This window comes from Thomasclavelia sp., from assembly GCF_017889095.1.
Classification (GTDB): Bacteria; Bacillota_I; Bacilli_A; order Erysipelotrichales; family Coprobacillaceae; genus Thomasclavelia.
The window spans coordinates 1-15871 of sequence record NZ_JAGHEW010000107.1 but is presented as its reverse complement, the minus strand read 5'-3'; the positions used below and the strand labels follow the sequence as shown (position 1 = coordinate 15871).

At 28.0% G+C, this 15871-nt stretch carries 10 protein-coding genes and 2 pseudogenes; 3 read left to right on the top strand and 9 right to left on the bottom strand.

Going from position 1 to position 15871, the window contains the following annotated elements; translation table 11 throughout:
- A pseudogene (locus J7M77_RS04940) lies at nt 1-233 on the top strand (ATPase); the annotation flags it as partial.
- A gap of 104 nt (nt 234-337) precedes the next feature.
- Here J7M77_RS04940 and J7M77_RS04935 read toward each other — a convergent pair.
- Nucleotides 338-1276, bottom strand: a complete 939-nt coding sequence (locus J7M77_RS04935; RefSeq protein ID WP_296876607.1) for a hypothetical protein — start codon at nt 1274-1276, stop codon at nt 338-340.
- A gap of 455 nt (nt 1277-1731) precedes the next feature.
- Nucleotides 1732-2715, bottom strand: coding sequence for a hypothetical protein (locus tag J7M77_RS04930; RefSeq protein ID WP_296876605.1), 984 nt, complete (start codon nt 2713-2715; stop codon nt 1732-1734).
- A gap of 171 nt (nt 2716-2886) precedes the next feature.
- On the opposite strand from J7M77_RS04930, the gene J7M77_RS04925 reads away from it, so the two are divergent.
- A complete protein-coding gene (locus tag J7M77_RS04925) occupies nt 2887-3837 on the top strand; it encodes a hypothetical protein (protein WP_296876603.1) in 951 nt (316 codons plus the stop codon).
- 71 nt (nt 3838-3908) lie between these two features.
- Here the strand turns inward: J7M77_RS04925 and J7M77_RS04920 are convergent, their stop codons facing one another.
- The 4 genes from J7M77_RS04920 to J7M77_RS04905 form a co-directional block, all read right to left on the bottom strand.
- Nucleotides 3909-4862: an Abi family protein gene (locus J7M77_RS04920; RefSeq protein ID WP_296876602.1), complete on the bottom strand. Its 954-nt coding sequence runs from the start codon at nt 4860-4862 to the stop codon at nt 3909-3911.
- Between the two features lie 367 nt (nt 4863-5229).
- Entirely contained in the window at nt 5230-7773 is a 2544-nt protein-coding gene (locus J7M77_RS04915; RefSeq protein ID WP_296876601.1) for a CheR family methyltransferase, read from the bottom strand.
- A complete protein-coding gene (locus J7M77_RS04910; protein WP_296876599.1) occupies nt 7774-11799 on the bottom strand; it encodes an EAL domain-containing protein in 4026 nt (1341 codons plus the stop codon).
- 201 nt (nt 11800-12000) lie between these two features.
- Nucleotides 12001-12780, bottom strand: coding sequence for a TIGR02452 family protein (locus J7M77_RS04905; protein ID WP_296876597.1), 780 nt, complete (start codon nt 12778-12780; stop codon nt 12001-12003).
- A 267-nt stretch (nt 12781-13047) separates the two neighbouring features.
- On the opposite strand from J7M77_RS04905, the gene J7M77_RS04900 reads away from it, so the two are divergent.
- Nucleotides 13048-13278: a hypothetical protein gene (locus tag J7M77_RS04900; RefSeq protein WP_296876595.1), complete on the top strand. Its 231-nt coding sequence runs from the start codon at nt 13048-13050 to the stop codon at nt 13276-13278.
- 209 nt (nt 13279-13487) lie between these two features.
- Here the strand turns inward: J7M77_RS04900 and J7M77_RS04895 are convergent, their stop codons facing one another.
- From J7M77_RS04895 to J7M77_RS16835, 3 genes and pseudogenes are all read right to left on the bottom strand, one after another.
- The gene (locus J7M77_RS04895) at nt 13488-13688 is read right to left on the bottom strand and encodes a helix-turn-helix transcriptional regulator (RefSeq protein WP_296876593.1); all 201 of its coding nucleotides are present in this window, start codon (nt 13686-13688) and stop codon (nt 13488-13490) included.
- A 2-nt stretch (nt 13689-13690) separates the two neighbouring features.
- Nucleotides 13691-15616, bottom strand: a complete 1926-nt coding sequence (locus J7M77_RS04890; protein WP_296876609.1) for a heavy metal translocating P-type ATPase — start codon at nt 15614-15616, stop codon at nt 13691-13693.
- A gap of 127 nt (nt 15617-15743) precedes the next feature.
- Nucleotides 15744-15871: pseudogene (locus J7M77_RS16835) on the bottom strand (heavy-metal-associated domain-containing protein); the annotation flags it as partial.

Below are 15871 nucleotides of genomic sequence, written 5' to 3'. Positions count from 1 at the left end.
TAGGAAATCAAGAAATTGATTTTGTTTGTGAAGACCGAGGTAATAAACTGTATATACAAGTAGCTTATTTACTAGCCTCAAAAAGTTCCATAAACCGTGAGTTTGATGTTTATGATCGAATACGTGATAACTTCCCTAAATATGTCGTTTCATTAGATGAGTTTGATATGAGTCGTAACGGAATCAAACATCGCAATATTCGCGATTTTCTTTTACAAAAAGAATGGAATTGATCTCTTGTAAGAAAAAACAGTTCCAAGTTTTTACTTGTGGCTGTTTTTCTATTTAATTAATCTATTCATATAATAACCAAAAAAGGTTGTCAATAAAACAACCTCTATCTACTTACATTTAATATTTGTTCAATTAATGATTCATTTTCATTAGATACAGTTACTGTTGTAAAAGAAGAAACAATAATATAACCATTTTTAACTGGAATTACTTTTTTTATTGTATCAGTTGGAATTATTTTTACTGTTTTATCATTCTTTTTAATATACATTTTATTATCAATGAGATATAGTTTACAGCAGTTAACTGGTTTAAAACTTTTATCAAGTTTATGTCCTATAATAAAAAATATTTCAAACGCTACAACTAATACAATAAACACTCCGCCTGGACAATAAATTCCTGTTTTTAAAACTGCAATATCTAATATTGTTAAAACTGTGACAATAGGAAAAATATATTTTAATCTTGAATAAACATTATTTAGCATCCATAGCGTTTCTTTCATAACTCCAGAAAAATTATTTATTAATGGAGTAGATGGTATTCCATTAGTTTCTACTTCAATAACATCTGCATTAATAAAATTATGATATATTTCCTTTAATTTTGTAAGTTGTTCATCACTTAACTGATTAGTACAAAATAAATGTATCTCCCTAAGATTAATAATAATATACCCTTTTTTTATGCTTAATTTAAAATCATTTGGTACAAAATCATTTTTTGTAAGACTATATTTTCTATCTTCATATATAGCTGTAATAATATCATCACTGATCAATAATTGTTTAGGACCAGCAGCATAAGATTTTAGTGATTTATAATTAGCAAAAGCTATCACTAATGTAAAAAACAAAACAAAAAACATGATAATCATAAAGAAAATATATAGAAACAACATCTCAACCGGTGTAGTTAACAATGCATATAATGTAGCTGAATATATTACAAATGCTACAACACACAAAGAGGTAGAAAAACCAATTTTATTAATATTTTTTAATTTTTGTAATGATAAATCATTATTTAAAGTAATCATAAAATCACCCTTGTATATTATAAATGACTCATGCAGTTAGTCATTTATAATATACTTTTCCCTTTCCAATCAACCAAGTTAACTTAGTTGATTTAAATTAAAATTATCTATAAAAATATTAAAATATATGAATGTGGATTTATAAATCTCCTGGTTTCTTAGATAAATAACAATATTTTTAAACACTATAGCCAATCATCATTATAATATTATATACAAAACAAATAATATTACTTGATTAACCATAAGACACAGGGTAAATAATAAAACTTAGATAAATCAGAAATTATTAATAGATTTATTTATGTTGTAAGTTATGGTTTTATAGTTTTTCTAAAAGAAAAACTATACCCCCTATACGATGTGGTCAATCAAGTCGATTAATAAAATTATTTCCCCTTTATATTTTTTCAATATTCATGCTATAAATGAAAAACTTTATAATTTATACTCTTTTAAATTGCATCCAATATTTTCTCAATTAATGATTCATTTTCATTAGATACAGTTACTGTTGTAAAAGAAGAAACAATAATATAACCATTTTTAACTGGAATTACTTTTTTTATTGTATCGGTTGGAATTATTTTTACTGTTTTATCATTCTTTTTAATATACATTTTATTATCAATGAGATATAGTTTACAGCAGTTAGCTGGGTTTAAATTTTTATCACACTTATAACCAATAATAAGTGACATCTCAAAAACAATAATTAGTGCTATAAATAATCCACATGGACAATAAATTCCTGTTTTAAAAATCATTAAATCTAATATCATAATAATTATAGTAATAGGCATAATATATTTTAATTTCGACAATGGAATATTAACCATTTTTAGTAATGCCAATAAGTTATCTGATAACATGATAAACGGTAAATCTTTAGTTTCTACTTCAATAACGTCTTCATTAATAAAATTATGATGTATTTCCTTTAATTTTGTAAGTTGTTCATCACTTAACTGATTAGTACAAAAGAAATAAATTCCACTAATATGAATAGTAATATATTCATTTGTTATTTTCAATTTAAATTCATTAGTAATAAAATCATTTTTTCTAAAATAATAAGTTTTATCATCGTAAACAACTGTAATCATATCATTGCTGATTACCATTTGTTTAGGACCTGCAGCATACAATTTTACCAAATTATTAATATTAAATCCTCTCAAAAACAAATAAAACAGAACAAAAAACACAACAATCATAATTATTACATATAAAAATAACATTTCAACTGGTGAATTTATTAATGTATATAATGCACCTGAAAACAAAAAAAACATGCTAATACCTAATATATTGGAAAATCCCGTTTTAAAAATATTTTTTAATTTTTGTAATGATAAATCATTATTTAAAGTAATCATAAAATCACCCTTTCTTGGATAAATAACAGTATTTTTTAATACTGTAATGTTGGTTTTCATCTATATTATCGTTATATTTTAATTAATCTTATCATAGATAACTATTATCATTTAGATTGTTTATATTATTTACATAATTTTACATAATTGAGTTTAGTTATATTTAATGTAATAGTTTTCTTTTTTATGTATAATATTTCTATAAATTATATATTAAATAAGGAGAAAAAGATGGTTTTATTAAAAGATGATGATAAAAATATTGATCAAAGTATTGGACTTTCTTCAACGAGTTTATTAATCATGAGCAATCTTTATATTGGATTTATTTCTTTATTGATTACCATTACGCCAATTCATAAATTTTATGTAAATGGTAATTATTTTGCTTTACTTATGTTAGGTGTAGCTAGTTTAATAGCAATCCTAATAGGCTATACATCGGATATGATGGCTTTGCGTTATTATAAATATAAAAAGGTTTTAAAAAAACACAAGGCTAAATTTGTAATATTTGAAGATGAAAAGATTATTTTTCATTATAAAAATCGAAAGATAATATTTAAAGTTGGAAATGTTTTAGATACCAAATATTATATATTACAAATAAAAGATAAATCACTAGTTTTATGTCTGTCTAATTGTTATTTTTATTGTGAAAATAAATATAATCAAGAAGAAACAGATTATATGACTAAAATTTTAAAGAAAATTCAAAAGTCTACTTTAAATAATCAATTTACTCCAACTGATAATCAATTATCAATTATTAAGGATCTAAAAACAAAGATTTATCTATGTTTATACAACCATATTTTAGCCTTAATAATATCAATAATTTTAATGCTGATTGTAGTAATTATTTATTGTTTAGGCTATCGTTTTGGACAATCATTTTTAATGACTTATTTTACCATAGTTGCTCCATTGTTTACTTTTACTTTGATTTGTAGAATAAAAGAACATTTAAATAGACTAAAACAAATAACTAATCTATATTTAGATAAAGAATGTTTTCAGTTAGTTAATCAAAATAATATTGGGATTAGTTGTAAATACAATGATATTATTGATATTAAGATATTTAAAGATCATACAATTATTGATACGTTTAGTACCGGATTTATTTTAGCTAAAAATGATCAGAACATTGAGTTATTGAAAGAAAAACTACGAAGATAAAAAGATGTTAGCTTTTGCCAACATTTTTAAAAATAAAATGATAATGTACTATTCTTTAAAAATGTAAAAAATTATTTCAATTTCTCTAATTCAATTAAATCTATCCCCATCATATTAAGGATATCATCAAATCGTACTGTATTAAACTCTTTCTTATAACTTTTAAATATTTCAATTAACTCTTTATAAAACTTATTATAATAACTTTTATTAAGCAATGCTTTAAAATAAAGAATAGCAACCACAATACGTCTATTATTATAAATTGTAATCCCGAAATATTTTGCTATATTTGCAACTCTTATATTTTTATAATCTGTATTAAAAAGGCGTTCATCGTGTGCACATTGATTTCTAATTAAATTGAATATTTTCAATGCTGATTTCATATCTTCAGCATTTATTCTAAGCGGTCTAGATGGTTTATACTGTTTCGTATATTTATCTGAATAATATTTAGCAATAATATTTTTTTCAGAATCTTTTAAAGCATTATATAAGTAAGAAAGATTTCCAATTGTAAGATAATTAACCAATACCCATAATGGTACTGCACCGTGTTCCTCAATATAATGTTTTACCGCTCCTTTTACGCCAACATTATCATGAATTGTTTTAGTTAAGATTGAAATTTGTTTTAAAACAGTTTTTGGATCATCTATTCTATAATTAGCAATATCCAAATACGAATTTGGTTTAGGATATTTTTTTGTAAACTCATGCGCCATAGAAGTTTTAAATGAATTTTCAAAAATAAGTAAATATTTTAAGAATAAAAATCTTAGTTCACGATCAAATAAAAATAATGATTTAAGCTCATTAAAATGGGTATTTGGCAAATATTCTTCTGGAGAAACTATATTGCCATCTCCATCTCTAAGTAAAAATAAATTTTTATATCCATTTATTACGTTATAATAGTTTTCTTGCTCTAAAAAACGTTTCGGTACTCCATTTGTCGGAACAATCATACCTCTTTTACGTAATATAGCCAATTGTTGATTAAAAGTTTTAAATTCTTTCATACTATGCATCTCCCAAAAAATGGCCAGGGCGCCGTACGCTTCCTGACCTAATCTTATGCCACTATTATAGTCGCATACTATTATTATGTCAATACAGACATTTTTATTCATTAAACTTTCTGATTTTATTCTATATTAAAAATAATTCATAAAATTTATAATAAATTATATAACGCTTTTTACCATATTCATAATTTCTTTTAAATCTAATACAGTTTAAATTAGATATTCCAATCAAACAGTTTTCTTTATTTTTTTTTATCATCTTTTAAGACTATTATACAAAAGATCATACTGTCACTTTTTAAATAACAATAATAATCATCATAAAAAAAACAAACTAATAAGAAGTATGTTGCCATACTTCTTAGTTTTTATTATCAGCACCAAGGCTATCAATGATCGTAATAACTAGACCTTTGATACGATTTTCAGTTGTACGATATGGAGCAATTCTAAGCGTATAATATCTACCATTCATTGCTGAAACTTCACGATCAATCGGTACTAGTGTTTTTAAGACATTATTAGCATCTTTTACAATATCTTCTTCTGGGAAACTATGAGCAAAGATTTGAATTGAACGACCAATATCTGGTTCCATTAACTGGAATTCACGACCGATATATTCAGTAAATTTACGAATATTTAAATTCCCATCAACAAACAAGATTCCGATCATCGTTGAAGATAAGAAGTTAGAAATGTCATTGGTCATAATTGTCATTTCATCAAGCTTTTGCTGATACTCAGCATTGACTGTATATAATTCTTCATTTACTGATTGCAGCTCTTCATTCGAACTTTGTAACTCTTCATTGGCAGTAAGCAATTCTTCGTTAGCAGCCTGCAATTCTTCATTTACCGTTTCTAATTCACCAATGGTTGATTTTAGATCATTTTGTGATTCGTGCAATTCCTGTTCTAAATCAGCTATTCTTCTAGCAGCTGTTGCATCAATATCATATTTTTCTTTAATTCCATCGGTTTCAATACTTCGTTTATCGACAAACATCATGACAATTAATTCATATTCGTCTTTGTGTTCCCAATCAATCGGTTCAACAATTAAATCAATGGTTTTAATTCCATTTTCCATTTCAATTGAAATTCCTGTATAAGTAATTGCCGTGTGTTCTAAACGACAACGATTTAAAGCGGTTGAAGCGGCAATTCTAATATTTTTATTCAACATACTAAATAAATTAAATGTTGCTTTACCTGGGGCAATTGTTAAATAGTCACTATAATTGCCAAAGAAATGAATAACATTATTTTGTTCATCAATGACAACTGATGCCGGTAAAAATCTTTCTAAATATTGAGTATAAATATTTTCTAATGAATAATTCAAGCGTTCGCGATTATTACGAGTATTGGCTTTAGCTAAAGCAGGCTGAATATTTGGGATACTATAAGAAGCTGGTGACCAATTTTCGATTTTCGCATTTCCTTTATGAATATAAATTTTTTCAGCTCCATGATATGGTCTAAACACATTAGAACATTCATTTGCAGTTTCACTCTTTCCTAAAAACAAATAACCACCGCTTTTTAATGCCGAATGGAAAATTGCAAATAAACCACGCTGTAATACCGGTTGGAAATAAATCATTACATTACGACAGCTAATCAAATCTAATTTACCAAACGGCGGATCTGAAAGCATATTATGAGGAGCAAAAATGATCATTTGACGTATTGTTTTAGAAATACAATATGAATCATTTCGTTTAGTAAAATATTTTGCTAGACGCTCTGATGAAACATCATCTAAAATGCTTTCAGAAAATACTCCCTTACCAGCTTTTTCAATCGCAGAAACATCAACATCAGTTGCAAAAATCTTAATATTGCGATCAACTTCTAATTCTTCCATCACTTCTTGGAATAAAATAGCAATTGAATAAGCTTCTTCACCAGTTGAGCAGCCAGCACTCCAAACTCTGATTGGTTCATTTTCTTTAGCATTTTCTACCAGTTTACGAATAACACTTTGTTTTAATTTATCAAAAGCAGTTGCATCACGGAAAAAATTAGTAACTCCAATCAAGATCTCTTTTACCAAAATCTTTACTTCATTTTCATTATTATCTAACCAGTGCGCATAATCATGGAAACTTGCACTATGATTGACGACCATTCTTCGTTCAATTCGCCGCAAGACCGTAGTTCGTTTATAGTTAGTAAAATCAATTCCGCTTACTTTCTTTAAGACCCCACAAATATGTGAAAAGATTTCTTCATCTGAAAAGAACACTTCATTATCACTAGCTTTAAATAACGGCTGATGGTTAGAAAAATTAATGATTTCATCAGCTATTTCTTTTGGTGAGAGGATCCAATCAACAATACCTGTGCTAATAGCACTTTTAGGCATTCCATCAAATTTAGCAGTTACGGGATCTTGAACGATGACTAGGCCACCATGTTCTTTGATTGATTTGATACCTTTTGTTCCATCAGTACCTGTACCTGAAAGGACAACAGCTGCCGAACGTTCTTTTCTTTCTTCAGCTAATGAGGTAAAAAAGATATCAATTGGATGATTTAAAATACCATGAACATATTCCGTCAAAATTAATTTTCCATTTCTTAATGTCATATTATTTTTTGGCGGAATCAAATAAACCGTATTGGGTTCAATTACCATCTCATTTTCAACCTGAATAACTTCCATATCTGTATATTTACTTAAAATATCAGCCATTAAACTTTTATAATCTGGTGATAAATGCTGAACAACAACAAAGCTCAAACCACTGTTTCCAGGCATTGAATTAAAGAAATGCTGTAATGCTTCTAATCCACCTGCTGATGCTCCAATTCCCACAATGATCGGAATTGCACTTACAACATGATTAGATTTTTTTGTCATTTTATTTTCTGTTTCATCATGTACTGTATTCATTTAATTTCCTCCATTATTTAACCATTTTTGTTCAAATTCTTTAACCGGTAAAGGTTTACTATAATAATAACCTTGACAAATAGCACAGCCAATTTCTAATAGCGTAGCTACTTGAGCCTTGGTTTCTACTCCCTCAGCAACACAAACAATATTTCCTTTTTGACAAATTTGAATAATATTTTTTACCAATAAACGATTAGCTTCATTACTTGCCAGTTCGTTAATTAAACTACGATCTAACTTAACCGTATCAAATTTTACATTAGTAAAAATTGCAATATTGGAATAATGAGAACCAAAGTCATCTAAACTGAACTTAATTCCAAATTGTCTAAAATTATCCATGATATGATCTAAAGTTGCTTTTTCAATATTACAAGCTGATTCAGTAATCTCAAATTCGATCATTTTTGATAAAATTTCTGGATAACGACTTTGAATTGCTAGAATTGAAGCAGGAGTCGTGGGATCTAATAAAGTTGCTCGAGAAATATTGACAGACATCTTAATCAAATCATAACCTTTTAAATACCATTTTTCCATAAAAGAAAAAGTACGATCAAGCACAAAGAAATCTAGATCTCGAATTGTTCCATTTTTTTCCATTGTATCAATAAACTTACCTGGTGGAATAAGTTCATTATTATCATCAATCCCGCGAATTAACGCCTCAGCTCCAACTACTGTTCCGGTTTTCATATTAATTTGCGGTTGGAAATAAACAACAAATTTTCCCTTCGCGACTGCACTGCCAAAATCAAAATTATGCATTCCCCAAACTGAAACATAATCTAAAGGCGGAATCGCCTGAATACTTTCACAATGCATGATGGTTTTAGCTTCTTTTACAAGTTTTTTAGCATAGAAAACACCACCAGACCATGTATAGCCAATCCGAATCTGCTTATAATAACTTTGTTGTAAAATATCGCGAACCCGAGTGCATTTATCAATAAATACTTCAAGCGTCGTATTAGGACATAAAGCAACAAATTCACAATCCCAGGTTCTAAATAAATAAGTTTTACCAAATGTTTCTGACAAAATCTCAGAAACATGAAGAATAATTTTACTACCGTACTCAAATCCTTGAGTACTATTTATAATCGTAAGATTAGGAATATCTAAAGCTAATGCTCCTAGCGAATTATACAAATCAGAATTAATTGAATCAACAACATCACTATAACAACGTAAATTTGATAAATTAGTTAAATCATCAGTTGTGTTTATTAAATATTTATCATTTCTTTGTCTACTTTTAGATACATTAGATATGTATTTAATCATTGCTGTCACCAATGCTGTACTGTCGTGATGGATTTGAGGATTTTCAATGCAAAAGAATCCTTTAGGATAAATAACTGGAATAGCGATAAAGCTCCAATTAGGATTCATTCCATCACTTACAATTGAACCAAAATATTTTCTATTTTTAATAACTACTGGTTTTTGCTCATTCATACAGCGACATAGAAATGGAAACTTATCGACCCGCATTCCTAATATTGCTCTTTGAATACTATGCTTACCTGTTTTAGTCCATTCATTAGCCATTGTAATGACATGATCATTTTCAGACAGCGATAATATATAAACTCGATCAGCCTTATAATACTGGCCAATATTTTGTAAAGTATTTTTGATTGAGTTATCTAAAGAATTAGACATCGCCATATAAGCTAAACATTTTAATACAATATCTTTTTCTTCACTTGATAAAGTAGTAAAACTATCAAGCAAAGCAACGCTTAGATCTTCATTATTCGTAAATCCATCTTGCCATAAATTCGTTTCATCATCTTGTTCATCAAGAAACATAGCAATATCCGAAGCTGAATTTTTCCATAAATAGCACCCTTGCTTCAATCGATTGATAAGTTGATCATAATTACTAAAATAACCTTCAATACATCTTATACAAGCTACAAATCTAAGTAATCTCATGATCTTTGTTCCTGACAAAGATGACCGAACAAATGAAAAAGCATCTTCTAATCTTTTTTTAACAATTGATGGTGATTTTATATCAGTAAAATAAACAATTAAAGTATCTTCATTATACTGACCAATAATGCTCTTTGTACCTAGTGCTAATAATAAAATAGCAGCAATGTATGATTGTTTTTGTTCTTGGGTTCCATATTCATCGTCTTCCATAGCTGCAAAACCATTAATATTGACTAATGCAATAGCACTATGTGTATCTTCATTAATTAAATTTTTAATCATTTGTTTTATAGTATCTTTTCCATAAAAACCAGTAATCGGATCTTTAATAACATTGATGCCATATTCTAAACGGTGACGATGTTCAATATCATTTAAATAATTAAACAAATAAACATTTTCAGTAATTGGATCTTTAATCAAATTAACGGTATTCAAGACCCAATGAATACTGCCAGAAAGATAAACACGGCGATATTCCATTGATTTCCAAATAATTTCATGATTAGCTTCCTGTAACAGAGCTGTTCGACTTAAATTATTTTCAAAACTTTTACGATCATCACGTGCAAACAGACGTTCTCGTTCAGCTGTAACGACATCACTATATTTTTTTATTTCCACAAAATCAGTTTTTTCAACTCCTTCAACCCATAATTCCTTGATTGAATCTTCCGTTAAGTTAGCTTTTACACTTAACACTAAAGAAGGGTAAACCGCATCGGGAAGAGCTGGTGAACTAATCATTTCTTGTTTTCTATTAGAATCATCGGATAAAAAGTTTTTGACTCCAATTGCCTTGATAGGAAAACCATCACTATCAAAAATCATATGATAAGAAAGTGAGGCCCAGCCATAGTTATCTGACAAGCGATAACGCATGATAAAACTGCCACTTCCTTCAGTTTTACCATTTAAAATATCGGCTCCAAACTTTAAAAACTGACTAGCAGAATCAGGATGGACCCAACCAGTCGAAATAAGTGATTCAGGGAAATTATCTAGAGTATTAAACTGGTGATCAAAATCATCTTTAAAATTAAAGAAAATATATTTTTTATTTTCAACATCAACTTCCCACATAGCTTTAGTTGTATTTTCAAAAGCAATTTTTAACATTTTGCCACTTTCAATTAAATATTGATCTTTTTCCCTTGAATCATTTATATCTTGAGAAATCTCTAAAATAACTGGATGCCTGATTCCTTTATAAGGGATTTTAATAACTCTAATATAGCGCCAATGCCAATTATCACCATCAAAAGAAACACGATATTCACCATCAAGTCGTACTTCTTGACTAATGGCTTTACGTAACATTTGATGATATTTATCATAATCATGAGGATGAATCATTAAATTATTATCTTGATCATTATAAAAATTAGGACTTACATAGATTGGTTTTATTGGTTCGCTCATTTCTAGAATTCTAATATCTTCAGCCATATTATTAAGTAAAAATTCAATTGGAACAGGACTAGTTTGGACAGGAATTAGCCTATCTTGATCAAGAATCTGGTTTTTGGAATCATCATAGATAATATAAACCGGTGTTTTTTTATCATAAGCATTAATCAAACTAGCTCTTGCATTATTATAATATGTTTTAAAATTCAAATCAGTTCTGTTAGTAATATAGATTCCAATATATGTACTTATATCAGTACTAATAACACTTTCAGGAAATTTAATTTGGCAAATACTTTTAGCTTTATTATAAACTACCTCTTTAGTCAAAAACGGATCAGACATAAAAATAATAAACTCATTCGTTTCATTTTGCCCAATAACATCACTAGCTCTAAACATTTTTGATAACTCTCGTGCAAATACTTGCAAGATTTCTTCTTTTACCTTTTTTCCCTCTTTATATTTGATTAGATTTATATTATCAATACTAACAATTAATAAAGCACAAGTATTTTTTGAATCCATGTGTTTAAGATACTCACAGACATAATAAGACAATGCATCATAAGTAAAAAAACCAGATAACCCATCTTTAATTAAACTTGCTTTATTTTTAGATATGCTACCTATTCCATCATCCAATATCTTTTTATTATCATCCATACTTATCTCCCTTTTAAAACCAAATCCCAAATCATTTTAAACAACAAAACTTCTTAGTATATATTATAACAGTAAATATCCAAAAAATCTCAGTAAAATCACAAATTATGATATTTTAACACAAAATTATCAAATCAAATTTATCACTTAATATCAACTAAAATAAAAAAATAGACTAATTCACTACTAGTCTATTTTGATTTAATCTATAAATTCATCTAAAACTTGTTTAAATTTATAATAATTATTGCCAATGATAGCAAAGACTATTTTATCAAAACAATATTTATAATCATTTTCAATCAGTTCGATAAATATTTTAGCAACCACCTTACCTTCTTGTAAAAACACACCACAGCCAAAAGCACCTAAAATAAGCGTATTAACTTTATTTTCCTTAGCAATCTCAAGAATAAATCGGATCCGCTGTTTTAATGCTACGATATTTTCTTTTTCACTTAGATGTCTTTTTCTAGTTGCATATCTTCTATTTGGTGCAGCACAGGTAATAACATCACTAATTATCGTCTTTTTTTGTTTATCAATAAAAATAATATCAGGACTATAAAGCGCTCGATTGGTATATAAACCATTATTAAGATGATCATTATTCCATTTATAAAAAGTATCTTTAAATTTAATTAAACAGCTATATAAACTACTTGCATGGCATAGACTTTCTTCTTGAGCCATACTTCCTTTTAAAAACCCGCCACCGGGATTTCGATATGATGCAAAATTTAAAACAGCAATTTTCAAATCATTTTCACAAAAATCAAATAATGTACTTACCGAATCATTTTCAACTAAGATAATTTCAGCAGGTTTTTTCTGTTTTTGGAAAGCATCATTATTTTTACCAATAACTTCATTGGTATATATCTTAGTCTTTTTAACTGAATAATTAATATAATTTGGATATGTCTTTTCTATCCATTTTAAATGCTTTTTAGCACGATTAGCTCTTTCTATTTTATCCATGATCTTTTCACCTCTTTCTATTAATATAGTTAAAAATAAGCACTAAACACTTCAAAAAGTAAAGGTTATATACTTATTTTTAACTATAATTGGTATTCTTGCAAGTTTAAATTCAAACTATTCTATATTTTTAATAAATTAATATTATAAAAAATCAAAATGATTAACTTAAAATAATCTTTAGAATTCTTTAGTTTTATTATGATAAAAATTTAATCATCTTATTGTATCATATTAATATAAATATTAATAAAAGAGGTACAAACAATGAATAACCTAGAGAAAATAAGTTTATTTTTAATTAGTATTGGCATTATTATAATGTCTATTGCCTGCATGGATATCATTAGTATTTTAGCTAGCTTTTTTAATAATTTTTATGGCTATAATTTGCCAGATACTTATTTCAATTCTTTTATTTTTAGAACCGTTTTAACATTACTAGGTGGTATCTTTTTACTAATTGGTGGATTATTTTTAAAAAAAGATAGAAGCTGACAACTTCTATCTTTTTGATATTTAAAGTATTGATAATAATTGTTTTTGTAAAAATATTTTAAATCAAATTTTAATAAATAAACAGCTCCTATTATGTTCAAGAGCTGTTTATTTTTATTATTTGCTTAATATTTCAATGATATCCAACACATTTTTATCCATCTTTACCAAAGTATACAATACCAGTTTACCATATTTTTCAAACTTGACTATTTTTTCATTTTTAATAGTTGTAAATGGTGCGATACTAAAGATTTAGATATTTTTAAATTTGAAGCAATTTCATTTACTGGTAATTTTCTATCAACTAAAAGTAATAAGATTTTTAATCTATTAGGTTCACCTAACAATTTAAATATTTCTGATGAAAGCATAATTGTATTTGCATCATATTCTTTAATTGGCTTCATTTCTATATCTTTTTAACATTCAATGCCCTAATTGCATTTAATACTGCCAAAATCATAACTCCAACATCTGCAAAAATAGCCAGCCACATATTTGCAATTCCAAACGCTCCTAAAATTAAACAAATAATTTTAATACCAATTGCAAATGTAATATTTTGATAAACAATAGTCAAACACTTTCTAGAAATTTTAATAGCTTTTGAAATTTGCATTGGATCATCATCCATTAAAACAATATCGGCTGCTTCAATAGCGGCATCTGAACCCATGGCTCCCATTGCAATACCTATATCTGCTCTTGAAAGTACTGGTGCATCATTAATACCATCACCTACAAAGGCAAGCTTATCCTTGCTTGATTTGATTGCTAATAGTTCTTCTACCTTTGTTACCTTATCGGCTGGTAATAATTCACTGTAAACTTCATCTATGCCTAACGATTTAGCTACTTGATTTGCTACATCTCTCGCATCTCCTGTTAGCATAATTGCTTTTTCAACACCAGCTTTTTTCAAATTTCGTATTGCAACTTGTGAATGTGGTTTAACAACATCCGAAATAACGATATGTCCTGCATATTCTCCATCAATAGCCAAATGAATAATTGTTCCGATGCGATGACAACTCTTGTACGGAATATTTAATTTATCCATTAATTTTGCATTACCAGCAGCAATTTTCTTTCCATCAACAGTTGCAATGATACCATGTCCACTGATTTCTTGAATATCTGTTACTCGATTTCTATTTAATTCCTTTCCATAAGCTTTTTGTAAACTCTTACTGATTGGATGTGATGATGCACTTTCTGCCAATGCAGCATATTCAATGATTTTACTTTTATCTAATTTATTGTGATGAATCGCATTGACTTCAAAAACACCTTGAGTTAATGTCCCCGTTTTATCGAAAACAACATACTTTGTTTTTGATAAAGTTTCTAGATAATTTGATCCTTTTACTAAGACACCTGCTTTACTAGCTCCTCCAATTCCGGCAAAAAAACTTAGAGGAATACTAATAACTAATGCACATGGACAACTGATAACAAGAAATGTTAATGCTCTATAAATCCATGTTTCCCAATCAGCAGAAAGTCCCATTCCAAACACACGAACTAAAGGTGGTAGGATTGCCAATGCTAATGCACTGTAACAAACAACTGGTGTATATATCTTAGCAAATTTTGATATAAAGTCTTCTGATTTTGACTTACGAGAACTTGCATTTTCTACTAAATCCAAAATTTTAGATACGGTTGACTCTCCAAATTCTTTTGTTGTCTGAATTTTCAAAACACCAGTTAGATTGATACATCCACTGATAATTTCATCGCCTACCTGTGTTTCTCTAGGTAAACTTTCTCCAGTCAAAGCACTGGTATTCAAGCTTGAATTACCCTCTACGACAATACCGTCTAAAGGTACTTTTTCTCCCGGCTGAACAACAATCACACTTCCTATTCCTACTTCATCTGGATCAACTTTTTCTAATTTGCCATTTTTCTCTATGTTAGCATAGTCAGGACGAATATCCATTAAATCACTGATATTACGACGACTTCTTCCAACCGCATAGCTTTGGAACCATTCACCAACCTGATAGAACAGCATAACTGCAATAGCCTCTAAATATTCTCCATTTTCATAGATTGCTAATGCCATTGCTCCAATAGTCGCAACCGCCATTAAGAAACTTTCATCAAACACTTGGCGATTTTTAATACCTTTTCCAGCTTTAATTAGAATATCATAACCTACAATAAGATAGTTGATTAAATAGATTCCAAAACGAAGCCATCTTCCTGCTGATGGAAAAGTATATGAATCTATCTGATTAAACATATCTGCACTAATGTATTGTAATCCAAGCATCATTGTTGCTGATATAAGGATACGAACAAGCATTGATCTTTGTTTCTTTGTCATTTGATTTCCATCTCGTTTATTAATAACAAAGATGAATATAACTGCTGTCAAAATAACAACTGTCAGCAAAATATTAGTAATAATTTCCTGCATTCAAATCTCCCCCTTCATTTAACTTAGATATATACTAAATAAAGACTTCACAATCATCTTCAACCTTTTTGCAGCTGTTTCTAACTTTTTGCATAACGCTTTTTGGATCAGCTCCTTCTTCAAAGTCAACAATCATCTTTAAGGTCATAAAGTTGACAGTTG

Bases quoted from the DNA above. Each gene is read 5' to 3' on its own strand.
- J7M77_RS04935 (WP_296876607.1), bottom strand. From the start codon at position 1,276: ATGATTACTTTAAATAATGATTTATCATTACAAAAATTAAAAAATATT.
- J7M77_RS04930 (WP_296876605.1), bottom strand. From the start codon at position 2,715: ATGAAAACCAACATTACAGTATTAAAAAATACTGTTATTTATCCAAGA.
- J7M77_RS04925 (WP_296876603.1), top strand. From the start codon at position 2,887: ATGGTTTTATTAAAAGATGATGATAAAAATATTGATCAAAGTATTGGA.
- J7M77_RS04920 (WP_296876602.1), bottom strand. From the start codon at position 4,862: ATGAAAGAATTTAAAACTTTTAATCAACAATTGGCTATATTACGTAAA.
- J7M77_RS04915 (WP_296876601.1), bottom strand. From the start codon at position 7,773: ATGAATACAGTACATGATGAAACAGAAAATAAAATGACAAAAAAATCT.
- J7M77_RS04910 (WP_296876599.1), bottom strand. From the start codon at position 11,799: ATGGATGATAATAAAAAGATATTGGATGATGGAATAGGTAGCATATCT.
- J7M77_RS04905 (WP_296876597.1), bottom strand. From the start codon at position 12,780: ATGGATAAAATAGAAAGAGCTAATCGTGCTAAAAAGCATTTAAAATGG.
- J7M77_RS04900 (WP_296876595.1), top strand. From the start codon at position 13,048: ATGAATAACCTAGAGAAAATAAGTTTATTTTTAATTAGTATTGGCATT.
- J7M77_RS04895 (WP_296876593.1), bottom strand. From the start codon at position 13,688: ATGAAGCCAATTAAAGAATATGATGCAAATACAATTATGCTTTCATCA.
- J7M77_RS04890 (WP_296876609.1), bottom strand. From the start codon at position 15,616: ATGACAAAGAAACAAAGATCAATGCTTGTTCGTATCCTTATATCAGCA.